The organism is Aliidiomarina halalkaliphila, assembly GCF_007096385.1.
GTDB lineage: Bacteria > Pseudomonadota > Gammaproteobacteria > Enterobacterales > Alteromonadaceae > Aliidiomarina > Aliidiomarina halalkaliphila.
This window is the reverse complement of the sequence record NZ_VJWL01000001.1, coordinates 1055746-1078014: the sequence shown is the minus strand read 5'-3', so window position 1 is coordinate 1078014 and position 22269 is coordinate 1055746. Positions and strand designations below refer to the sequence as shown.

17 protein-coding genes are annotated in these 22269 nt (G+C 47.6%); 15 read left to right on the top strand and 2 right to left on the bottom strand.

From position 1 onward, the window contains the following. The first annotated feature begins 76 nt into the window (after positions 1 to 76). From FM042_RS04980 to FM042_RS04920, 13 genes are all read left to right on the top strand, one after another. Positions 77 to 1273, top strand: coding sequence for a glycosyltransferase family protein (locus FM042_RS04980; protein WP_143234915.1), 1197 nt, complete (start codon positions 77 to 79; stop codon positions 1271 to 1273). Beyond that, on the top strand, positions 1266 to 2300 hold the full coding sequence (locus tag FM042_RS04975; protein WP_143234913.1) for a polysaccharide biosynthesis protein: 1035 nt from the start codon (positions 1266 to 1268) through the stop codon (positions 2298 to 2300). Before FM042_RS04980 ends, FM042_RS04975 begins: the two co-directional genes overlap by 8 nt. Before the next feature lie 2 nt (positions 2301 to 2302). Continuing rightward, positions 2303 to 3409: a UDP-2-acetamido-2,6-beta-L-arabino-hexul-4-ose reductase gene (gene wbjC, locus FM042_RS04970; RefSeq protein ID WP_143234911.1), complete on the top strand. Its 1107-nt coding sequence runs from the start codon at positions 2303 to 2305 to the stop codon at positions 3407 to 3409. Positions 3410 to 3418: 9 nt separating this feature from the next. Beyond that, positions 3419 to 4549 (top strand): non-hydrolyzing UDP-N-acetylglucosamine 2-epimerase, encoded by a 1131-nt coding sequence (gene wecB, locus FM042_RS04965; RefSeq protein WP_143234909.1) that lies wholly within the window; start codon positions 3419 to 3421, stop codon positions 4547 to 4549. 3 nt (positions 4550 to 4552) lie between these two features. Next, the gene (locus FM042_RS04960) at positions 4553 to 5749 is read left to right on the top strand and encodes a glycosyltransferase family 4 protein (protein ID WP_143234907.1); all 1197 of its coding nucleotides are present in this window, start codon (positions 4553 to 4555) and stop codon (positions 5747 to 5749) included. A 3-nt stretch (positions 5750 to 5752) separates the two neighbouring features. Then, positions 5753 to 6247, top strand: coding sequence for a WbuC family cupin fold metalloprotein (locus tag FM042_RS04955; protein WP_143234905.1), 495 nt, complete (start codon positions 5753 to 5755; stop codon positions 6245 to 6247). 430 nt (positions 6248 to 6677) lie between these two features. Continuing rightward, the gene (locus FM042_RS04950) at positions 6678 to 7811 is read left to right on the top strand and encodes an undecaprenyl-phosphate alpha-N-acetylglucosaminyl 1-phosphate transferase (RefSeq protein ID WP_143234903.1); all 1134 of its coding nucleotides are present in this window, start codon (positions 6678 to 6680) and stop codon (positions 7809 to 7811) included. Positions 7812 to 7893: 82 nt separating this feature from the next. After that, a complete protein-coding gene (locus FM042_RS04945) occupies positions 7894 to 10524 on the top strand; it encodes an SLBB domain-containing protein (RefSeq protein ID WP_143234901.1) in 2631 nt (876 codons plus the stop codon). Positions 10525 to 10610: 86 nt separating this feature from the next. Further along, entirely contained in the window at positions 10611 to 11960 is a 1350-nt protein-coding gene (locus FM042_RS04940) for a capsule assembly Wzi family protein (RefSeq protein ID WP_185960706.1), read from the top strand. Between the two features lie 102 nt (positions 11961 to 12062). After that, positions 12063 to 12815 carry a YjbF family lipoprotein gene (locus tag FM042_RS04935; protein WP_143234897.1) on the top strand — a complete coding sequence of 251 codons (753 nt, stop codon included), beginning with the start codon at positions 12063 to 12065 and terminating at the stop codon, positions 12813 to 12815. A 16-nt stretch (positions 12816 to 12831) separates the two neighbouring features. After that, positions 12832 to 15939 carry a YjbH domain-containing protein gene (locus tag FM042_RS04930; RefSeq protein ID WP_185960705.1) on the top strand — a complete coding sequence of 1036 codons (3108 nt, stop codon included), beginning with the start codon at positions 12832 to 12834 and terminating at the stop codon, positions 15937 to 15939. A 242-nt stretch (positions 15940 to 16181) separates the two neighbouring features. Beyond that, positions 16182 to 16514 carry a hypothetical protein gene (locus tag FM042_RS04925; protein ID WP_143234893.1) on the top strand — a complete coding sequence of 111 codons (333 nt, stop codon included), beginning with the start codon at positions 16182 to 16184 and terminating at the stop codon, positions 16512 to 16514. A gap of 377 nt (positions 16515 to 16891) precedes the next feature. After that, positions 16892 to 17479: a hypothetical protein gene (locus FM042_RS04920; RefSeq protein WP_143234891.1), complete on the top strand. Its 588-nt coding sequence runs from the start codon at positions 16892 to 16894 to the stop codon at positions 17477 to 17479. A 44-nt stretch (positions 17480 to 17523) separates the two neighbouring features. Here FM042_RS04920 and FM042_RS04915 read toward each other — a convergent pair whose 3' ends face one another. Continuing rightward, complete coding sequence (locus FM042_RS04915) at positions 17524 to 18162, bottom strand: outer membrane protein (protein WP_143234889.1); 639 nt, start codon at positions 18160 to 18162, stop codon at positions 17524 to 17526. Positions 18163 to 18422: 260 nt separating this feature from the next. Here FM042_RS04915 and FM042_RS04910 point away from each other — a divergent pair, with 260 nt between their 5' ends. Together FM042_RS04910 and FM042_RS04905 are read left to right on the top strand one after the other, a co-directional pair. After that, positions 18423 to 19025: a hypothetical protein gene (locus FM042_RS04910; RefSeq protein WP_143234887.1), complete on the top strand. Its 603-nt coding sequence runs from the start codon at positions 18423 to 18425 to the stop codon at positions 19023 to 19025. 437 nt (positions 19026 to 19462) lie between these two features. Then, complete coding sequence (locus FM042_RS04905; RefSeq protein WP_143235615.1) at positions 19463 to 21190, top strand: Na/Pi cotransporter family protein; 1728 nt, start codon at positions 19463 to 19465, stop codon at positions 21188 to 21190. A 418-nt stretch (positions 21191 to 21608) separates the two neighbouring features. Here the strand turns inward: FM042_RS04905 and FM042_RS04900 are convergent, their stop codons facing one another. Then, the gene (locus FM042_RS04900) at positions 21609 to 22055 is read right to left on the bottom strand and encodes a hypothetical protein (protein WP_143234885.1); all 447 of its coding nucleotides are present in this window, start codon (positions 22053 to 22055) and stop codon (positions 21609 to 21611) included. Between the last annotated feature and the right edge of the window lie 214 nt (positions 22056 to 22269).

The following is a 22269-nucleotide window of genomic DNA, read 5'->3' as shown; positions in this document are numbered from 1 at the left end:
AATGTTTGCTTAGATTAAGCACAATTTTCACTCGACTTGGTATCAGAGACCGGATTTATAACAGAAGGAGGGGGGTGTGGCCGATAGTATTTTGTTTCTTTTAGCTCCGGGACATGATGAGCGTGATCGAAGGGTTAATCGAACAGTGGAAGTATTCTCAGGTAAATTTAATCGTGTTGTTTTGATATACGAGTTGCGCTTCAGTTCTGGAATTGATGTCGATTTACCAAAGAATGTAACGGTTCTTTATGTCGATAATACGACCCCTAAACTTAAGGTTGTTCCTCAGTTAGCCCCGTTCATTAAGGTCATTTCTAGTTACGGATTGCCCGTTAATAATATTTATATTCATGATTCTGGCTTGTTTGGCTTGTTTTTGGCTAAAAAACTAAAGAGTCGCTTTCCCCAGGGAAGTAAGATAATTTTAGATTATCACGACTTCGTTCCTTGGGAAGTTCATTATCAGCTAGAGAAATTAATTACAAATAATTTATTTAATAAAATTATAGGTTATTTCCTATTGAAGGTTCTCTCTCTTTACTTTCGGCTTGGTAAAACGCCTATTTTTGATGGTGCTGTGGGGATATCTTCGGCTCAAGTTAAAAATATATTAGGTTGGCTCGGCTGTCCGAATGCTGAAAATTGGATTTCTATTCCTAACACTAGGGATAAGATTGCACTTGAGGGGGGGAGGGGGAGGTTGTCAGTTGGAACAGCTGACTTCCTTTGGGTTGGAAATATAGTAGAAGGCCGAGATCTACCGCATACATTGAGTTATTTGGATGAGCTCTCTCAAGTTTACTCATTTAAATTGTATGTTTTTGGCAAAATTATTTCACCTTATGTATATAGATTGCTATTGGATAGGCCATATTTTATGTACATGGGTGAGTTTAAAAGTGATGTTGAAATGCTGGGTTTTTGCCAGAACAATAAGGTGCTGGGTGTTTTTTTTGGTTGGGATGATAAGTACAGCGTAGGCATTAACGAGATAGCGTCGCCAAATAAAGTTTATTCATATATGAACCTTGGGATTCCGGTCCTAATCCACAATAAAGTTAATCCTTCAGTTTTCAGCAAGAATCAAAAAATTGGAAAAGGATTCGACGATTTTGTAAGCTTCAAAGATTCATATCGATTGATGTCCGATGATTATTCGGGCTATAAGGAAGCGGCCATTAAGTCAAGAGATGAGTGTGTTTGGGAGTCGGATTTAGGACCAGCACTTTCTCAATTTGTTGATAAGATTTATTTCGGAGTGAGAAATGTTTAAAGACAAAATTTTGATGATTACTGGGGGGACAGGTTCGTTCGGTAATGCGGTGCTAAGAAAGATTCTAGATTCTGGCTTGAAAGAGATTAGAATTTTCTCTCGAGATGAGAAAAAGCAAGACGATATGCGCAAACATTATGCTAATCACAAGCTCAAATTCTACATTGGAGATGTGCGTGATTTCAACTCTATTTTAGGTGCAACACGTGGGGTAGATTATATTTTTCATGCAGCTGCGTTGAAGCAAGTGCCGTCCTGTGAATTTCATCCTATGGAGGCAGTTCGAACTAATGTACTTGGTACGGACAATGTGTTGGAAGCTGCCATACAAAATGGAGTAAAGCGCGTAGTTTGCTTGAGTACTGACAAAGCTGTGTATCCGATAAATGCAATGGGTACTTCGAAAGCTATGATGGAAAAGGTGTTTGTCGCTAAGTCAAGGGAAGTAAATACCGATCGTACAGTTATTTGTGGAACTAGATATGGAAACGTTATGGCTTCGCGTGGTTCAGTTATTCCTCTGTTTATAGAACAGATACGGAAAGGCAGTAATTTAACTATCACTGACCCTAATATGACACGGTTTATGATGACCTTGGCTGATGCTGTTGATTTGGTAATGTATGCATTTGAACATGGTTCTAATGGTGACATTTTTGTACAAAAGGCCCCAGCGGCAACTGTTGAAACTTTGGCAATCGCATTGCGCGAAATGTTAAGCTTGCCAAATCACCCAATTGATATAATCGGAACACGTCATGGTGAAAAGTTGTTTGAGGTCTTGTGCAGTCGGGAAGAAATGAGCTGTGCAAAAGACATGGGGAAATATTTCCGCATACCGCCCGATTTGCGAGACTTAAATTATTCCAAGTATGTCGATATAGGCGATAAGAATGTTTCTGGATTGGATGACTATAACTCACACAACACTCAGCGTTTGGATGTGGAGGGAATGAAGAAGTTGCTCTTGGAACTAGATTTTATGCAGGCGATTGTTCGAGGCGAGCACGCGGTACCCGAGGAGTAGATATGAAGGTTTTAGTGACAGGGGCAGACGGATTTATTGGTAAAAATCTCTGTGTGACATTAAATCGGCGCAAAGATTTAGAGTTGATTAAATTTACTCGTCAATCAAGTATTGCTATTTTACCGAGCTTAGTTGCACAATCAGATTTTATTTTTCACATCGCAGGCGTTAACCGCCCGACAAATGAATCCGACTTTTTTGAAGGAAATACGGACTTAACTAAGATTATTTGCGATTCTATTCGAGCGGCTGGACATACGATTCCTGTAATTTTCACATCGTCAATTCAAGCAACCTGTCCGAACGCCTATGGCCGCAGTAAATTGCAAGCTGAAATACATTTGCTCAATCTATATTTTGAATTCAATAATCCAGTTTATATTTATCGTTTGCCAAATGTTTTTGGTAAGTGGTGCAAGCCTAATTATAATTCAGCGGTAGCAACCTTCTGTCATAATATTAATCACGGTTTACCGGTTCAGATTCATGATAAATCTGCGTCATTGAAGTTGGTTCATATTGATGATGTTATTTCTTCATTTCTACAAGTTATGTGTGACTCACCCAAAGAAGCTTTACACATTGACGTTAATCCAGTTTACGAAACCACTGTCGGAGCGCTCATTGAGCAACTATACAAGTTTAAGGATAGTCGTGATAACCTCGTCACTGAGCCGGTAGGAGATGGATTTACACGATTGCTGTACGCTACCTATGTTAGTTACATGCCCCCATCCCAATTTGGCTATCCATTGAACAAGAATGAAGACTCTCGAGGCGTTTTTGTTGAAATGTTGAAGACTAAAGACTCGGGGCAGTTTTCATTTTTTACTGCTCATCCGGGTGTTACGCGCGGCGGTCATTATCATCATGTGAAAACCGAGAAATTTTTAGTTATTAAAGGAAGAGCGCGGTTTCGATTTCGTAATATTGACACTGACGAAGTGTGCGATATTTTTACGACGGGGGATACTCCTGAGGTCATAGAAACCGTGCCTGGTTGGTCTCATGACATTACCAATATTGGTGATGAAGAAATGGTTGTGATGTTGTGGGCTAATGAGATTTTTGACTCGGAAAACCCAGATACCTTTGCATACAACGTTTGAGTGTTAGAAATGAAAAAATTAAAAGTAGTAACTGTGGTTGGTACACGTCCGGAAATTATCCGCTTAGCGTGTGTAATTAAAAAGTTGGATGAGTATTGTGAACATATTTTAGTCCATACGGGGCAAAATTACGACTATGAACTTAATGAGATATTTTTCAATGATCTAGATATCCGGAAGCCGGATTATTTTTTAGGTGCTGCTGGCGCTACCGGTGCAGAAACGATTGGAAATGTAGTTATTTTGGTAGATAGGTTATTAGCAGAAGTAAGGCCGGACGCTTTGTTGGTGTTAGGCGATACTAATAGTTGCATGGCAGTTTTACCCGCTAAACGACGAAAAATTCCAACCTTTCACATGGAGGCTGGGAATCGTTGCTTTGATCAGCGCGTACCAGAGGAGATAAATCGTCGCATAGTAGATCATATGGCAGATATTAATCTGACTTACAGCTCGATTGCACGGGATTACCTAATACATGAAGGATTACCAGCAGATATGGTGATTAAAACAGGTAGCCCTATGTTCGAAGTATTGTTAACTTATCGTGAAGCGATTGAGCAATCGGATATTTTGGAACGGTTGGAGTTACAAGAGCAGAACTTCTTTTTGGTAAGTGCGCATCGTGAAGAAAATATTGATTCGGATAGAAACTTTTTAAAACTAGTTGAATCATTAAATACGATTGGTGAAACCTATAAAATACCTATTATTGTTTCCACTCATCCTAGAACTAAAAAACGAGTTGACGAAATGGGAGTGACTTTTAACACTGAAGTGCGCCTATTAAAGCCTTTGGGATTCAAAGATTACAACAAGTTGCAGCTGAATGCGAAAGCTGTATTGTCGGATAGTGGAACTATTAACGAGGAATCTTCTATCCTGAATTTCCCGGCGTTAAATATACGAGAAGCACACGAGCGCCCGGAGGGAATGGAAGAAGCGGCGGTGATTATGACAGGGGTTCAGAAAAATAGAATTATGCAAAGTTTGGCGATTGTAGCGAGCCAACCGCGCGGAGAAGAGCGCTTGATTCGCAAAGTTTCTGATTACTCTATGCCAAATGTGTCAGATAAAGTAGTTCGTATTATTCATAGCTATACGGATTATGTAAATAGAGTTGTTTGGAAGAAGTATTGATTTATGAATTTATTGTTGGTGATTGATGATTACTTGCCAAACAGTACTCGCGTTAGCGCCAAAATGGTGCATGAATTAGCAGTTGAGCTGGTAAAGGGGGGGAATTCTGTAACTGTCTTAACCCCAGGAGAGAAACACCAATCCGTAAAGGTTGTTAAAGATAAGTTAGATGGTGTCACTGTTTGGCGCTTTCGTTGTCCACCAGTTAAAGACGTTTCGCGCCCTAGGCGTTTAATTAATGAAAGTTTGTTGTCTTTTCGGGCGTGGCGGGCGATTAAGCCCGAATTAAGCACAATGGAAGTTGATGGAATAGTATATTATTCTCCAACCATTTTTTTTGGTGGCTTGGTGTCTAAGTTAAAACGATTTTTTTATTGCAAGGCGTATTTAATCTTGCGAGATTTTTTTCCGCAGTGGGCAATCGATGCGAAAATTATTTCTGAGTATTCGCCGGTTACGAGATACCTGAAATTTTTTGAGGCTAAAAACTATAAAGTGGCCGATTGTGTTGGGGTGATGTCGGAGAAAAACATTGATGTGTTGCATCGGCACCAGCCGTCTATAAATAATGTTGAGGTGTTGCGAAATTGGGTAAGTCATAATGTTTTCTTACCGATTGAGTCAAGCTGGCGTCAGAAATTGGGGCTTGAGGAAAAAGTTATTTATTTGTATGGCGGTAATATTGGGAAAGCCCAAGATATGCTGAATTTAGTGCGTTTAGCTAAATCACTTGAATTTGAAGAGCGGGCACACTTTGTTATAGTTGGTCAGGGTGAAAGTTACCAAGAAGTTAGTGATTACATAAATCACAATGAGCTGAATAACGTGACCTTAATGCCTTCCATTTCTCAGAACGAATTTAAGGTGCTGTTGTCTGAAGCCGATGTTGGTCTCTTTTCTTTATCGTATGCCCACACCGCACACAATTTTCCAGGGAAAATTTTAGGCTATATTTCCAACAGTCTTCCGATTCTAGGGAGCGTGAATCCCGGAAATGACCTTATGCCGCTTATTAATAGTCATGGGGCTGGCTTTGTGTTTGAAAATGGCGATGATGAAGCATTGGCTAGAGCAGCTTTAGATTTGGCTACCTGTGACGATTTGAGAAAGACATGTGGTAGACGTGCCCGCCAGCTTTTGGAGGACTATTTCTCGGTTGAGTCGGCTGCGAGGAAAGTATTAGCGAAATTGAAATGTTAAATTATGGAAAACCCTCTATTTAGAACCTTTTCAGATGTTTCTTGGCAGGCATTAAAGTGTAAAGCGAGCGACTCTTCAAGATTACGTGCACACTTTAATCTTCATCGGTCTTACAATGATGCTATTCAAAAGACTTTGATTTGTATATTGAAGGGCTCTTATATTCCTCCTCACTTTCATCGTCACGCGCATCAAAAAGAGCTTTTTGTTGTTTTACAAGGGAAGGTTAAGGTTATATTTTTCGAGAGAAATGGCGTAATACGGGACAATGTATTCCTTGAGCAAGGCGGATTTATTGAAATTACGCCTTATTCGATACATTCAGTTGTGTGTTTGAGCGAGTTTGCGAATGTATTAGAAATAAAAAGTGGACCATTTACTGAGTCTGACAGCAAAGAATTTCTAGAATGGACCATAGAGGAAGGTGAGGAGCAAGCCGATCGTTATTTAGCTTGGTTGGAGTCAGCTAGCGCTGGGGAGAGGTTTGGTGAGATATGATAAAAAAATCAGGCGATTTTGCTAGCGTCCTTTGTTGTAAGCTAGACTTTACTTGTAACTACGAGTGACTTTCTTTGCGACCGTAAAGTTCCCTCCCCCCCCGAACTCAGCCGTTTACGTGAATGAGCCTGGTTCTGAAAGTCGGATTATAAGGGGGATCGAATTTATAAGAGTATTTGTAATTTCCGCCGGCGGCTTAAAGAGCAAAACTGGAGAACTCTAGTTTAGAACAGTTTCATGAATGGGGAAGTGGACACTCTGAGTTTACGATTTGTGCATCAGTGTGCGACAATGTGCGCTGTTTCGAATGTTGGTAAAATAAAAGGCGAAAACGTTAGTGGTCTAGTCGGAAAGCGATACGCTGTCATTTCATAAGTCAGGCGGGGTCAATGGCTAGTAATAGAGTTGAATATTAGATTCTGGATTACTCATGGACGTACTTATAGTATTTCTCGGCACTTCCCTTGTTTCATGGTTGCTCCTTTCTGCGTGTATTCCCGTAGCTTATCGGGTGGGATTGTTGGATAAACCATGTAGCCGTAAGCGCCATCAAGGTGACACTCCCCTCATTGGCGGCCTAGCGTTAGCCGGCTCTCTGATTATCGTTTGGCTCTGTATACTTCAGATATCCCTACCTATGATTGCTTATCTTTCAGCAGCGAGCCTAATGGTCTGTATTGGTGTCCTTGATGACCGGTTTGACCTGAGCGTTCGATTTCGAATTATTATGCAATTGATTTCGGCAAGTGTATTAGTATTCTGGGGTGGGGTTGAAATTGTTAGTCTAGGGAATCTATTTGGGCTAGGCGAATTCAAGCTCGGTAGCTTCTCCGGAGTGTTCACGTTACTTGCTATTATGGCAGCGATGAACGCCTACAATATGATTGATGGTATAGATGGTCTACTAGGGGGATTGTCATTAGTTGCTTTTGGTGGAATTTGTTTGCTCGCTTGGCATTCAGGATTGCAAGTTCCTTTGATACTGGGGCTAACGTTTATATTTGCTTTAATTCCGTATTTACTCCGTAACCTGCAAAGTCATTCGAGTAAACTACAAAAAGTATTTATGGGTGATGCGGGCTCGATGTTTATTGGGTTATCTATTGTGTGGTTGTTGGGAATTATAACTAACCCTACCTTAAGCAATCTATATCATTTGCGATTTTTAGAAATGCCGGAATTTTCTCAACTTACTAGCGTAAGGCCTGTAGCTGTTTTGTGGCTAATAGCAATACCATTAATGGATATGCTGGGAATTATGGTGAGAAGGATTGTAAAACGCCAGAACCCATTCAAACCGGACCGTGATCACTTGCATCACATATTTATGCGCGCGGGGTTTACCCCTCGTGAAACTTTGCTAATGATTTTTATGGTTGGGTGTTTTTTGATGCTTGTGGGTGTAGCGCTTGAATACTTTAACTTTCCTGAGCCAATAGTCCTATTACTGTATTCTGTAGTTTTCCTTTTGTATTTTGCAAGTTTGCGTTACTGCTGGCGACTTGCAAAGTTGATGCGCAAAATGAAGGGCATTTTGAGAGTGCAATTTGGCAAAGCGTCGTAAATAACGATACGAAGCCCAGCAAGTAAAATTAATTATTACGTAAAACTATATAGCTAATAGTTTTAGCTTACAGGAGAACGCGGTGAAACGTGGTTATGTAACAACAGGGATCGCCCTTTTATACGCAAGCAGTGTACTGCTGTTATCTGCTTTGATGCCCGGTGCGACAGTTTCGGCGCAACAGCTTACCCAAGCTCAAATTGAACAGTTCCGGCAATTGCCGCGCGAACAGCAAGAACGTTTAGCGCGTCAGTATGGCATTGATATGAGCCTGTTAGAACGGCAAGGGGTGGGCGAGCGCGAGCGTATGGAAGACCCAGATACCATTCGACCCCGTGATCAACGGGATGGCCGTGATATGCGCGATCGCAGGGAAGATGAAACCGACGAAGAACGCAAACGCCGTGAAGCCAAAGAAAAAGAGCTCAAACCCTTTGGCTATAATATATTTGCCGGTCAGCCGACAACCTTTGCCCCGGTAAACAACGCGCCCGTACCCGGTAATTACCGCATAGGCGCGGGCGATACCGTGTTGGTGCAACTTTATGGTCAGGAATCCGTAAATCATAATCTGGTGGTAGACCGTGAAGGGCGTATTCATATTCCCCGGTTAGGGCCACTCACGGTTGCTGGCCTTACTTATGATGAACTCAAAGATCTCATTCGCCACCAGGTATCTACGCGCATGATTGGTATGCAAGTGGCGGTATCTATGGGCGAGCTGCGCAGCATGCAAATCTTTGTGCTGGGTGAAGCCTATCAGCCCGGTGCGTACACCGTGAGCTCCTTAACCACCATCAGCCAAGCGCTTTTGGCCAGTGGTGGCGTGAGTGATATTGCTTCCTTGCGTAATGTGCAGCTCAAGCGCTCTGGCGAAACTATTGTTGAATTCGATTTATACGATTTATTGATTAACGGCGATTCCAGTAAAGATCGTTTGTTACAGCCCGGCGATGCGGTGTTTATTCCTAGCCGCGGCCCGATGATTACTGTCGACGGTGAAGTCGTGCGGCCAGCACTGTATGAACTAAAAGCTGGAGAAACCTTAGCGGATGCCTTGCGTTTTGCTGGTGGCCATAGTGCCGGAGCGCACTTGCCAGCTGTGCGTGTGCAAGGGGTGCGCGACGGTCAGCGCCAGGTAATCACGGTGAATGCAGAAACCCAAGGTAGTCGTGCACTGCGCGATGGCGATCTGGTATATGTTCCGCGTATCGCCGAAGTGCTCGATAACGCCATTGTGGTATCAGGCGCGGCAACCCGTACCGGCGCCTTTGAATGGCGCGAGGGCATTCGCATTAATGATATTTTGCGCAGCCCTACCCAAGATCTCAAACCCGATGCCGACCTTAACTATGGTTTGGTACTCCGTGAGCGCACCGATAACTTTGCCCTTACACTGTATCAATTCGATGTGGCCTCGGCTTTGCGTGGCGATGCCGAGCATAACCTGCGCTTACAACCGCGCGATGAGTTGATTATTTTTGGTCGGTTTATGCATGAGTCTGAACGCATTCTATCGGGCTTTGCCAGCGATGAAGAAAAAGAAGCCTTTGAGAAAAAGAAAAAGGAGCTTCGGTTAGAAAACGATTTGCTTCCTGAACGTGAGCGGGTTTCGAAAGACGAGCTTAAAGTATTTAGCGAGCACTCGCGCCATAAGATTTTAGAGCGGGTATTTAGCCGCATTCGTACCCAAGGCCAAGTCGACGGCACTGGGCGCATGGTAAGAGTGACCGGTGAAGTGCGTTTCCCCGGGGAGTATCCAATTACCGAGAATGCTTCTGTGGCGGGGTATATTTTAGCGGCCGGTGGCTTGCGCGACTCCGCCTATTTGGCCCGGGCGGAAATTACCCGCAGCGTACTGGAAGACGGCATTGCCAACACCGAGTATGTGCCCTTTAATTTGTATGATGCCCTACTTGGAAACGCCAATGTGCAGGTACGAGCGCGGGATCAGATTAATGTATTTCGCATTCCTGAATGGCAAAACACCGTAGATGTTACCCTGGAAGGCGAAGTGCGCTTCCCGGGCACCTATGCGGTGCGTCGGGGCGAAACCCTGCGTGACGTGATCGACCGCGCCGGCGGCCTTACCGAGTATGCTTTTGTGCGTGGCGCCGTGTTTACCCGCGAAGAAATTCGCGAGCAGGAGCGGCAACGGCTACAGGCACTCAGCCGAGAGCTTCGTCAGGAAATGGCGAGTATTAGCCTCACCGAAGGGGGCGTCACCAATTACGGCGAGCTAAGTCAGCTTTTGAATGATTTGGTGGGCACTGATCCGGTCGGCCGCTTGGTGGTCAATTTATCGGAAATTATCGAAGGTCGCACTGAGCGTGATATCGAGTTGCGGGATGGCGATCGCTTGGTGATTCCTGGTCAGCGCAATACCATTTCTATTATCGGCGAAGTGCAGATGCCCTCGACCTATCGCTATGATGAGCGTTTGGGTGTGCGCGAATACTTAGAACGCAGCGGCGGCACCAAGCGCCGTGCCGATAACCGTTCGATTTTTGTGGTGCGCGCGGATGGTTCGGTAGAGCCATTTACCCAGCGCCGTGGCTGGTTTAGCAGCGCTAATCGGGTGGAGTTGCAACCCGGCGACACCATTGTGGTGCCGTTGAATACCTCCTACAAAGATAATCTACAGTTATGGGCGACCAGCACCCAAATTCTGTATCAAATGGCAGTGGCGATTGCTGCGATTAACAGTATTTAATGGGCTGTTCTCAGATGTATGTGAATAACATCGGGCGATCGACCCTGTTGGCCGCGTTTGTGATGATGGGGAGTGCGGGTGCTCTGATGAGTACGCCGGTTCAAGCGACCCCGTGGGCGGATTCTGAGGATTTGCAGGTTCGCCATCACTTGCAGGTGCTGGCAGATTCCGGGGTTATTCAGTTTTCCGCCTCTACATATCCTCTGATGTGGGGGGCATTGCTGGAAGTGATGCACCGGGTGGATATTCGCCAGCTGACTGCTCACGAGCGCCAAGCCTATGCGCAGATTATGGCGGTGCTGGAATTTCATCAGGAAGGTGGCTACATCGCCGGGCGTTTACACGGGCAATCCACCTTAGGTGCGACCCGTGGTTACGGCCAAGGCTACGATGAGAAAGCTGCCTTAACCCTCACCCGTGATTTTAAAACCGACCACTCGGCGTTTCGGGTGCAAACGGCGTTTCGTTATGATCGCGAGCCCTTACCTGGGCGCAATCAGGATCCCCAAGATGTCAGCTTCGCAGGCTCCTATGCCGCAACGATTTTGAGCGGTGATTGGCTAGGGAGTTGGGTATTGTCGGCGGACCAGCTGCATACCTGGTGGTCACCGAGCTACGAAAGCGATGGCCTGCATACGGTGTCGGAGCGGCCTTTGCAGGCTTTACGCATTACCCGTGCCGGTGCAACCGCCTTCGAATCACCTGTATTGCGTTGGATGGGGCCTTGGAGTGCGACGGCTTATGTCGGTCGCAGCGAGCGTTCCTTGGGCGCTGTTGTTAGCGATTCCTCATTTGAGGAATCATCCGACCAGTTTCGCCGTCGCGAAGATGGCTATGGTGCCCGCGTCACCATTAACCCGCTAAAACGCGTGCAAATGGGTGCCCGCTATACGGGCTCGCATTTAGATCGCACTCGTAAAAATGCGGCGCTTGATGCCCGGGTGACGGTGCTTTCTCATAATTACGCTCAGGTGTCTGCCTATGGGGAGGTGATTACCCACCAATCGAATACCGACCAGACGTTTTACACCGCGGGTGTGGATTTCAGTATGCACACACCGGTGTTGTTTGGCTTAGTGAGCGATGCTTCGGCGCCCATGCGGGTGTTTGTTGAGCATCTTGAGCACCAATCTCGCGAAGGTACGGTGTTTGGTATGAGCCAGTTTACGCCGTCGGGCTTTGGCATCGACACGCGCGTGCGCTCCCTGCGGTATCACCACGATGTGTACCCATTACGCCCCTTGCTTAATAACGTGGCTGAGCGTGAACAAGCGGATGTAAGTGTTTACTTCCCGCTTGGCCCCAGCCGTTTGATTGTGGGTACTCAGTTTTGGCGCGATACGCTGTGTGTGTTAGACAATGAACCTGGTTATGAAAACGGACGCGAGCGCCGAAACCATGTGAATTTCTTTGTGGATTGGGAAATCCGCTGGTAATACGCTATTTGCGATAATTTAACCCACCTTCGTGGTGTGTTTATTCCATGGCGTTTATACTCTACCGACTATCATGGATTGTTATAAGAAAAAGGGGATTGTGTGATTCATTTACTTGGCTCAGTATGTTTTCGGCGAGGGTTACGTTCCCTGTTGCTAGTTGCGCTCGCTGCATTGGTATTCACCGGCTGCAGTGGTGTGCATCAAGACATCCGTGAAACCGCCCGTTATATTTTCGCCACTGGCGACGATTTCTCCCTCACCCCGGAACAAATTAGCGCATTCCCCTACACTGGTGTGTATTTGCGTCGGGGCAACGGTCCGCAAAACTTTGTGGTGCTTGGCTTTATTGATGATTATGAACAAGCCGAAGGTGCCGTGGCGCAATACCATTGGGTATCTAACGATAACGTAACACTGGTTACTGAAGCGGGGCGCTTGGTGCGCACCCAAGGCCTCAGCGACGAGCATAACCAAAAACTGATTGGCCGTGTTGATTTACGGGCGACCTCAAACCGCAGTGCGGATCCGCTGCGCTGCTTAGTGACGGCTCCACAACACTGCCCCACCAGTTATACCCGTGATATCGACATGTGGCGTAATAACCATGCCCAAAGCACGCGGGTAACCTCCCGGTTTGAAATCCAGCCGAACGTGACCATTGAACTGCCCACGCGCACGGTGAGTACTACCCATATTATTGAGCGGGGCGTGTTTGAGCGCACCGGCGAGCGGTTTGTAAATGAGTTTTGGGCCGAAAACGACGGCCATATTGTAAAAAGCAAACAGTATGTGATGCCCGGCGAAACGCCCTTTCAGATGACTCAAGTAAAATGGGTGGGCCGTGATGATTAAGCAAGGACAGCAAACAATGACAGCCCTAAACCTGGTATCCCTTGCGCTTATTTTGAGCCTAACGGACGTGGGAATGAACACAGTTCAGGCGGAGAACGCCGCGAATTCGCATGAACAGGAAGCATCGTCGCTACAGACAGCGCAGATGCGCCAAATCGGTGTGGAGTTGCATGCGCCCATGCGCCTGGATGCCTTTCTCGAGTTTGCCTTGGCCCAATTTGCCGAACGAGGCGAACCGCTGCATGAGGTGTATTGGCCGAATGCACGCTTGGTGTTTGATGATCGAGCCAACGAAGCAGCCGCAGCGCGGGCACGGGTACTGGCCGATTTAGATGCGATTTATCCTTACCATCCGGAGTTTGCTCGTGTATTGGCCAAGCAAATAAACGGCTGGCGCATTGGTGTACAACCTTATGGGGAAATGAGCGTTGAGCGTGCGCGCCTGCTCAATAATTTTAACCCATTGCTGCCCACAGGCCATTACACCCTGCATTTACCGAAGCGTGCCGCTCAGGTGCATGTGTATGGCGCAACTACAAACTTCGGTGCTCAACCCTTTGTGCCAGGGGCTACCGTGCGCAGTTACTTTGCTGACCAGCGTAAGAATTTACTGGATGAAGCTAGTAAAGACGTGGTGACACTCGTACGAAATACCGACGTGCGTACAGACGTGCCGTGGGGGCCCCATAATGCCACTGGCGTAGAGCTGCAACCGGGGGATTTATTATTGGTACCGCCTCGGGATGGGTCGGCTTATGGGCTGATTCCCATTGGTGACTTAGGGCATGGGCTCTCTCGGGAAGCGCGCAAAGCAGCCCCGCGCTTGGCTGAGAGCCTGCACCTGTTAGCCAGTTACTTTGTTTATGATCATTCCGGGGCACAGGTTGATGCCTTAGAAGAGCGAACTGGACTCGGCACTATCGCCGACTATGATTATACCGGCAACTGGCAACGAGACGTAATGGATACCTCGGCGGGCGCCTTTTCCGATACCCGTCGCCGGGTGACGCAGAATAATTACGGGCAAACCGGGCTCATTCAAATGCCTACTGCCCGTATGGCTGAACCGGGTGAGATTTCCCTGAGCTACAACGATATGGACGTATATCGTCGTTATACGGCAAATCTTCAGCTATTTGATTGGTTGGAAGCCTCGGCATTCTATGTGCGCATTCCTAATCGCTTATATAGTAGCGTGCCAGAATTTAGTGGCGATGAAATCTATACAGATAAAGGCTTTGATGTAAAAATACGCTTATGGCAGGAAAGTTATTATCTGCCTGAAGTCGCCGTTGGCCTGCGGGATTTTGCCGGTACCGGGTTGTTTGATGGTGAATTTATAGTAGCCAACAAAGCTTGGGGCCCGCTTGATTTCACCTTAGGGATGGGGTTTGGCCGACTGGGCACCCGGGATCAGTTTAAGAACCCTTTGTGCCATCTATCTGATGGGTTTTGTGATCGTAGCCGGAGTTTTAGTGGTCGCGGTGGCCAGTTTGAATACGACCAATGGTTTCGTGGCGATACTGCCTTATTTGGTGGGGTGGAATATCAAACCCCATGGCAACCGCTGCGAGTGAAGGTTGAATATGAATCCAATGACTATTCTCTGGATCGCGCTGGTGTGCGCATTAGGCCACAAACACCGTGGAACTTTGGTTTAAATTACCAACTAAATAACAACGTGGATTTGCGCTTAGGCTATGAGCGCGGCGATACCCTGACGTTTGGTATTAGCTTACGTACCAACTTTAATCAATTACAACAGGTGAAGATAACCCCTGCGCCGGTACCGCCTCAAGAGCCTAAGGTTTCCTCAATTGAGGAAGTGAGTTGGCCGGGCATTTCCCGCCAGATGCGGCAGCACTTTACCTATGTGGGTACGAACTTCCATGTACGGGAGACGGATTCGGGTTCGGCTTCAGAGGGCGGGGAAGCTGCTGTTGATACGGCTATCGATACAGACGCTACGCCGAATTACACAGTGGCTTTGTATACCTATCCATGGCGTCAGCGCGAGCCGAAAGAATTACTCGATCGCACGGCCCGTATTTTGGCGGCAGAGCTGCCAGCCAACGTGAACCGCGTTGAAATTATCGAACAGACCTATAACGCGCCATTGGCGAAATATGAGCTGGACTTACAGCGTTATCGCTCTGAACTGAACTATGAAGACCCGGATGTGAAGCCTGAGAACGCCTGGTTGGCCTTTGAACGGGCGGAGCCACAAGCACGCCCTGAGATTGGCGATGAAGGTTGGGCACAGGCGTACGGGCCATACAAAGGGCGTCCGGCTTATGGCTGGAGCCCGCATTTGATTCAGAGTTTTGGTGCCCCGGAAACCTTCTATTTTTATCAGGCCTATGTATCGGTGTTTGGGCATTGGCAGTTTAACGAGAACTTTGGCCTGATTGGCGATGTGGGTGTGAATATTCACAATAACTTCGACCGTTTTAACTTCACGGTTGACGGGCATCGCAATCCGTTGCCGCGGGTGCGTACGCAAGTGCGTGAGTATATGCTGCAGGATGTGTGGCTCAATCGCATTCAGGCGAACTACTTTAAGCAGATCAACAATGATTGGTATGCGTTAGCTTATGGCGGTGTGTTGGAGCGCATGTTCACCGGCGTGGGTGGTGAGGTGTTGTATCGCCCGTTGGATAGTTCCTGGTCGTTTGGTTTAGACGTGAACCGGGTACGCCAGCGTGGGTTTAGCGGTGGCTTGGGCTTGCTCGATTATGAAGTAACCACTGGTTTTTTCTCTGTGTATTACGATATGAGTGAGGATTTCCCATTCCTGCAGGATAGCTTGCTTACCTTAAACTTTGGTCAGTTCCTAGCGGGTGACCGCGGCGTGAATATTACCTATCAGCGTCGCTTTGATAGTAGCTTAACCGTAGGGGCTTACGCGGCGATGACCAATGTGTCGTCGGCGGACTATGGCGAGGGCTCTTTTACTAAAGGGTTCTTTATCTCGATTCCGTTTGATTTGATGTCGGTGCGACCAACTCGTACTCGCGGTACCTTTGGCTGGACGCCAATTTATCGGGATGGCGGCCATATGTTGAATCGCCGGATGCAACTGCATTCGATTACGGAAAATAGAGCGCCGTTTTATCATCGGTAACGGTAGTGGGATGTGAGCCACTATAGCATTTGACATGTAAGTTTTTTGGTAATGCCCTTGCATTTTTCAATGATTTAGCGGAAAGTAATAGGGTCTGACGATTGATTTTTGACGAGTCGCGGTATGTTTCTATGCGGCAACGGCCAAAGAGCGATATGTTTGCTAAAACGCTCGCTGCGTACAAGCATGATCGGCAAGAACAATCTGGTTGACGATACATGTATCTTAATAAGGAAATGGATATGAAGAAGTTAGTAGCAATTTTAATGGTTTTAGCCCTTGCTTTTACTCCGGTATTAGTAAGCGCACAAGGCCAATCTGGACAAGCTGGCGGTCAAGCCGGCGCTGAAGGCGGTGGACTCGGTGTTGCAAGTGCAGCCGGTGCAGTTGCTTCAGCGTTTGGTCTTGCTATTGCAGTAGCTGCAGTAGCTGGTGATACCCAGGATCCACAAGATCGCATCGATGATGGCGATGACGACGATGATGATGACGACGATACTGGCACTACGCCAACTACGCCGACAACACCAACTACGCCTCCTACAACGACTACTACAGTAACTGTAACTAACTAAGTTACCTACTGATGTTATGTAGTGACGTTTTGTAGTAACAAAAGTCGCGCAAATCACAAAACCGCCCTCCGGGGCGGTTTTTTTTTGGCTTGTTTGGGGCGGGTTTGGGGCTTGTTTGGGGCTTGTTTGGGGCGGGCCAACGCGGTGCGTTGGGTACAACATTAACGCCCCAGGGGTGGAGTTCAAACATTTACGCCCCAGGGGGGGAGTTCAACATTTACGCCCCAGGGGTGGAGTTCAACATTAGTGCCCCAGGGGCGGAAGGTGGGTTTTGCGCTCTTTTCGAGGGGAGCGCCAACGCGGTGCGTTGGGTACGGAGCTTTGTGGCGAATATGGGCGATCCTTGCTAGGTTTAATAAAAAGGGAGGACGCCCACGATGGATGTATTAAACAAATTAAATAGAGGTGGAGTGTGGATTGCCGCAGTGTGTGTGCTCGCAGTTTCGGCGCTGGCGCATACCGCGAGTGCAAATGAGGCAAGCGACCGTCGCTTGGTTGACCGGTGCTTGACGGATATTACACGGTATTCAAACGCCCTAGACCGAAATCGTCGAATGACGCGCGAATATCGGGCGAGGGTGCAGGAATATGAGCGGCGTGGTAATGCTTATCAATATTTGGTTGCTCAAAACAATCGGTTGAATCAGCAAGTTTCTAACTGCAACCCAGCAGTTCAAGGGGTGAATTACTGCAATAACCTTCTGAATCAGTTCAGTAACGTGAATGCAAGGGCCCAAAATGAGCATCGCTGGCTGCAGGGTGAGCGTCGCCGTTTAATAGAAGCAGAGCGTGACGCTGACGCGCGTATAGATAATCTTGATCGGCTTCGGGCTGGCTTGAATGAACCATGCCGAGAGGCATGGCCCGTTGCGGATGAAATCTGGTGGTCGGTGTGTGAAGATCACGATGTAGACCGCCGCACATGGGATACCGCGATGAATAGCGACAATAGATACCGCTGCTAGAAACAACAATTCCACCCCTGGGGTGGAATTGTTGTTTTTGGGGCTTAGAAGTGATAGCGCGCTGTGAAGCTGATGTAGCTCAGGTCGCTGTTTATATGGGTGTAGCCCAAACCTAAACTGAAGTTTTGATTGATGAAAAAGCGGCCTGATACGCCGATGATTTGGTCGTCTTCATCATCGATCTCAACGTGACGAGCGTAGGCGTCTAGCTCGATGCTATCGGTAATGCGGCTGCGGATACCGATTTGGGCGTTCCAGCCGGTTTCGCTGTCGCTTTCGTTGAAACTGAGGTCTGGAGAGCTGAAGCGAACTTTCGCTTCCACCATCGAGAGGCCCGCTGACGCGTAGGCTGCGAAGCGGTCGGTGGTATAGAATTTGTAGCCGACATTGGCGTTGAGTAACGACATTTCGACGCGGGCGCTTACGGTTTCGCCCATGAAGGTTTCACTCGCTGAGTCTGAAACGTTGAAGTAGTCGGCGCCGATAAACCAGTTGCCGCTAAGCGTTTTCTCGAAGTCGAGTCCAAAACCTTTGATGCTATCGCCGTCGGCGTCAAAATCGATATAACTTGCGCCTAGGTGGTCAAAACTTGGTGCGGTTGCACTTTGAGCTGCGGCTGGGGCGGTGAGTCCAAGTGCGGCAATCACTGCGCTTGCTGCGGCTAAACGTGAAAAACGAGTCATTTCTAAAATCCTTGAAAGTAATATGCCAAGCCGGCGACGCCATCATACTCCTGGGCTGATTGCTGCGAAATAGCACCTTACAAATTGTTACACTTTTTCTTTCAACCCCCTGCATGTAAGGCTTTGAACAGCGTTTAAACAATTGTACCCCTGGGGCGGAACGTTGAAACATTTGTGCCCCAGGGGTGGAAATGTTGTTTAAGCGGTTTTATGGCGGAACGGTGACATCGTTGCTAGGTTTACTGCAAAGGAGGACGATTATGGAAGGTTCTACATTTGTGTCACGCAACAAGGTTTCTCTCATTGTCGGTGCCGTGTGTGCGTTGGTTTTGGCCGCGGGGCTTCTGACGTTAACCGCCGAATCGAGTGCTACCGAGGAAGAGCTCGCACACCAGTGTTTGAGTGAATTTGAAACGTTTCAAAACGAAAATGAAGGCATTGTCGATATTTATAACGAGAAGTTCACTCATGATTTTCATGTCGAGTTGCGTCAGGGTGAGGCAGCGAGATTGAGGTCGGAGTCTGATACGGCCAATCAGCGTTATCAGGATTGTGAGGCGGACCGCCCTAGAACGTCGGCTTCTTTGTGTCAAAGCTTGCAAGATCAATATGAAAGCCGGGTGAAGCGATATAGCGACTACACCCGAGAAACTGAAAAAATGCAGGCGGACTTTAATGAACGGATGGCTGCATTCGACGAGGTTATGTGGTCGGAAGAATGGACTACGCGTTTGAGTGAAGCTTGTGGCCCGGCTCTTGGCGATGAGGTTTCTGAAGACGTGTGGACTGAGGTATGTCCTGATTACGAGGTGGGTTATCGCTTATTTTATGCCTACTTCGACCAAGAATCGCCTTGCGAATAATCCGTTAAACAACTCCACGTTCGACCGCGTTTCAACACTTGTGCCCCAGGGGTGGAACGTTGAAACATTTGTGCCCCAGGGGCGAACTCCAACAACTTCGCCCCTGGGGCGTAACCGCTGTTTTACGGCAACTACGAGACCGTTTCAGTTGCGGTGTGTTGGGCGCTGAGGCCTTGTGGGGCTTGGACTTTTGCCGCGGAACACTAATTGTACCCCTGGGGCGGAACTGTTGTTTCGGGGTATCTACGTGAACTGTACCCCTGGGGCGGAACTGTTGTTTGTGACAGAGGAGTGACGTTTTTGTTTCGCATGGCGTTTATGGCAGTTATAATGCAGTCACCTAGGATGAATAAAACCAACATAGGAGAAGCGGCTGGGTTACTTTCCAAGTGTGTAACTGATTGGAATGTAATGAATTATTAGAGCCGCACATGCTTATGAACTACTCGTTATTTGACTTTCTTCAGCTCATCGGTTCATTGGGTATTTTCATCTTCGGGATGAAAATTTTCAGCGAAGGGCTTCAAAAAATTGCTGGAAGTAAGCTGAAGGGCATCCTCAGCGGTATGACTCGCAACCGCGCATCCGGTATCCTTACTGGGTTTGCAACCACTGCCATCACGCAATCCTCGACCACCACTACGGTAATGACGGTTAGTTTCGTTAACGCCGGGCTGCTCACCTTTGTGCAGTCGACGGGGGTGATCATGGGGGCCAATATAGGGACCACAATCACCGCCTGGATGGTCGCCTTATTTGGATTCAAGTTTCAGATTACGCCGATAGCTCTTGCAATTATCGGCGTATTTTTTGCCTTTTTATTCTCAGGAAACAATCGGTTACGGAACATCGCTGAGGCGATGGTCGGGTTCGGTATCCTGTTTATTGGTTTGGAGTTCATCAAGGGCTCGGTGCCGGATATCAACACCAACCCTGAAATCTTCATGTTCCTCGACTCTTGGACAGATTATGGCTTCTTGTCGCTTCTTCTGTTCGTGGGCGTGGGCACGGTGCTGACCTTACTGACGCAATCGTCGTCGGCGGCGACCGCGATAACATTGGTCATGCTGTTCGAGGGATGGATCTCTTTCCCAATTGCTGCGGCGATGATTTTGGGGGAGAACATAGGGACCACGGTGACCGCCAATATTGCGGCCCTCGTGGGGAACGTGCATGCGAAGAGGGCCGCGAGGTTTCACTTCTTCTTTAATGTGATCGGTGTGCTGTGGATGTTGGCGCTGATCTTCCCGTTCTTGCATGCGATGGACTTTGTGGTTAATCAGTTTGCGTCGACGCCGATTTCGGTGATGGAGGGGGCTGCGGAATCGAGGGCGAATGCGACCCTTGCGCTGTCGCTCTTCCATACCTCGTTTAACGTGTTGAACGTGCTGTTATTATTTGCGTTTGTACCGTTGCTTGTGCGATTCGTTCAGTATATTCAGCCGGATCGCGGTGACGACGAGGAATTCCACCTCAAATATATCAGCGCGGGCCCGATGACATCGCCTGGGCTGTCGGTAGAACAAGCGCAGAAAGAAGTGCAGCAATTCACCGACGTGATCGACAAAATGCATGCGGCTTTGAGCGAATTGCTGTTCGATCCTAAAGCGGATCGGGAGAAGCTGCTTGAGAAGATTCGAAAGTATGAAGTAGTGACGGATCAGTTGGAAATTGAGATTTCCGACTACCTGGTGCGTATTAGTGAGCATTCCAGCATGGAACACGAGCTGACTGGTCGCATGCGCTTTATGCAAACGATGGTGAATGATCTCGAGCGGATTGCGGATATTTTCTATCAGATTTCCAAGATTTCCGAGCGCTTGGAAGACACAACTGGCTGGCCTGAATCTGCCCTCGACGAGATGCGCAAGATGATGGAAGCGGTTGGGTCTGCGGTGCAGGAAATGAAGTCGAATTCGATGAAGGCGCCTTATGCTGTGAAGCTGGACGAGGCCATTCGCTTAGAGCAATTGATTGATAAGGTGCGCGACGAAGCACGCGACAATCACTATGCGCGTTTGGAAGCGGGCGAGTACAACGCGCGTTCTGGCGTGACCTTTATCGACATCCTGAATCGTTTGGAGCGTATCGGTGATCACATTCTGAATGTGAATGAATCAGCCGCCGGACGTCGTTTGAAGGCCATGCGCATCGACGGCAAGTAAGCTCCGTGCACTTTTAAAAAAGCCCTTCGGGGCTTTTTTTGTGCCTTTTGCGTGGCTTTCCCAACACTTAACCCCCAACATTTACGCCCCAGGGGTGAAGTTCAACATTTACGCCCCTGGGGTGAAGCTCGATTTCCTCGCTCTTTTCAACAATTGTGCCCCAGGGGTGGAAGCCATTTTTAGTGGACTCTACGCGATCGGTTAAATAGGTTTCTAGACGTTGGTATGGCTGAGATCTAACAGTTGTACCCCTGGGGCGTAACTGGTGTTTCGGGTGATCTCCGTGGGTTGTACCCCTGGGGCGCAACTGGTGTTTCGGGCGATCTCCGTGGGTTGTACCCCTGGGGCGGAAGTGTTGTTTAAGTACAAAAAACCCCGAGCGGGCTCGGGGTTGGTAGAACTCAGAAGCGAACAGGTATTAGCCGTTATCTGATGATTTTCCTGCTTGTTTTGCGTGAATGCGCTCAACGTTGAGTGCGATTGATAGGAAGAGTATTAAGCTTTCCTTCGCGAGCGACATTAAAATAACGGCGAAGTAACCATACACGACGGTAATGATGAAGGCGCCGAAGGCGTACTCTGCATAGCCGTTAATTAGACCGCCGAGTAGTGCGAAGGTGGCGATGATGGCGGTTACCGGCCACGACAGAAAAATGATGCCGTCCCATGCAGTTCTGAACCAATTGAACACCGGGAATTCGCTGGTTTGCTCTGTATTTTTGTCTTCCTCGGTAGCTTGACGGAGTGCAGCAAGACGGAAAACTGCGCCTTTCCAGATCAACCATGGGATTGTGAAGAAGCGAACGACACATAAAATAAGCGCTTGAATCACTGCTGGACCGAATTTTCCTTCGAATTGTTTCATTTTCTATCTCCTTGTTTTTATTGTATTTGCAGTCTATGCCTAGCTATAAGAGCATAAAATTCAAACAGTTCCAAGTAGATAATTTTGCTTCATCTCCAACAATTGTGCCCCTGGGGCACAACGTGTGTTTCTGGGTATGTTCGAGGTTGCCTAAAGCAGGCTGTAATTCTTGCTGCGCTTAGAGTTCAACAGTTGTACCCCTGGGGCGGAAGTG

Coding starts and splice junctions, on each gene's coding strand:
- FM042_RS04915 (WP_143234889.1), bottom strand. CDS start 18,162: ATGACTCGTTTTTCACGTTTAGCCGCAGCAAGCGCAGTGATTGCCGCA.
- wecB (WP_143234909.1), top strand. CDS start 3,419: ATGAAAAAATTAAAAGTAGTAACTGTGGTTGGTACACGTCCGGAAATT.
- wbjC (WP_143234911.1), top strand. CDS start 2,303: ATGAAGGTTTTAGTGACAGGGGCAGACGGATTTATTGGTAAAAATCTC.
- FM042_RS04920 (WP_143234891.1), top strand. CDS start 16,892: ATGGATGTATTAAACAAATTAAATAGAGGTGGAGTGTGGATTGCCGCA.
- FM042_RS04955 (WP_143234905.1), top strand. CDS start 5,753: ATGGAAAACCCTCTATTTAGAACCTTTTCAGATGTTTCTTGGCAGGCA.
- FM042_RS04950 (WP_143234903.1), top strand. CDS start 6,678: ATGGACGTACTTATAGTATTTCTCGGCACTTCCCTTGTTTCATGGTTG.
- FM042_RS04905 (WP_143235615.1), top strand. CDS start 19,463: ATGAACTACTCGTTATTTGACTTTCTTCAGCTCATCGGTTCATTGGGT.
- FM042_RS04975 (WP_143234913.1), top strand. CDS start 1,266: ATGTTTAAAGACAAAATTTTGATGATTACTGGGGGGACAGGTTCGTTC.
- FM042_RS04960 (WP_143234907.1), top strand. CDS start 4,553: ATGAATTTATTGTTGGTGATTGATGATTACTTGCCAAACAGTACTCGC.
- FM042_RS04910 (WP_143234887.1), top strand. CDS start 18,423: ATGGAAGGTTCTACATTTGTGTCACGCAACAAGGTTTCTCTCATTGTC.
- FM042_RS04940 (WP_185960706.1), top strand. CDS start 10,611: ATGAGTACGCCGGTTCAAGCGACCCCGTGGGCGGATTCTGAGGATTTG.
- FM042_RS04930 (WP_185960705.1), top strand. CDS start 12,832: ATGACAGCCCTAAACCTGGTATCCCTTGCGCTTATTTTGAGCCTAACG.
- FM042_RS04925 (WP_143234893.1), top strand. CDS start 16,182: ATGAAGAAGTTAGTAGCAATTTTAATGGTTTTAGCCCTTGCTTTTACT.
- FM042_RS04900 (WP_143234885.1), bottom strand. CDS start 22,055: ATGAAACAATTCGAAGGAAAATTCGGTCCAGCAGTGATTCAAGCGCTT.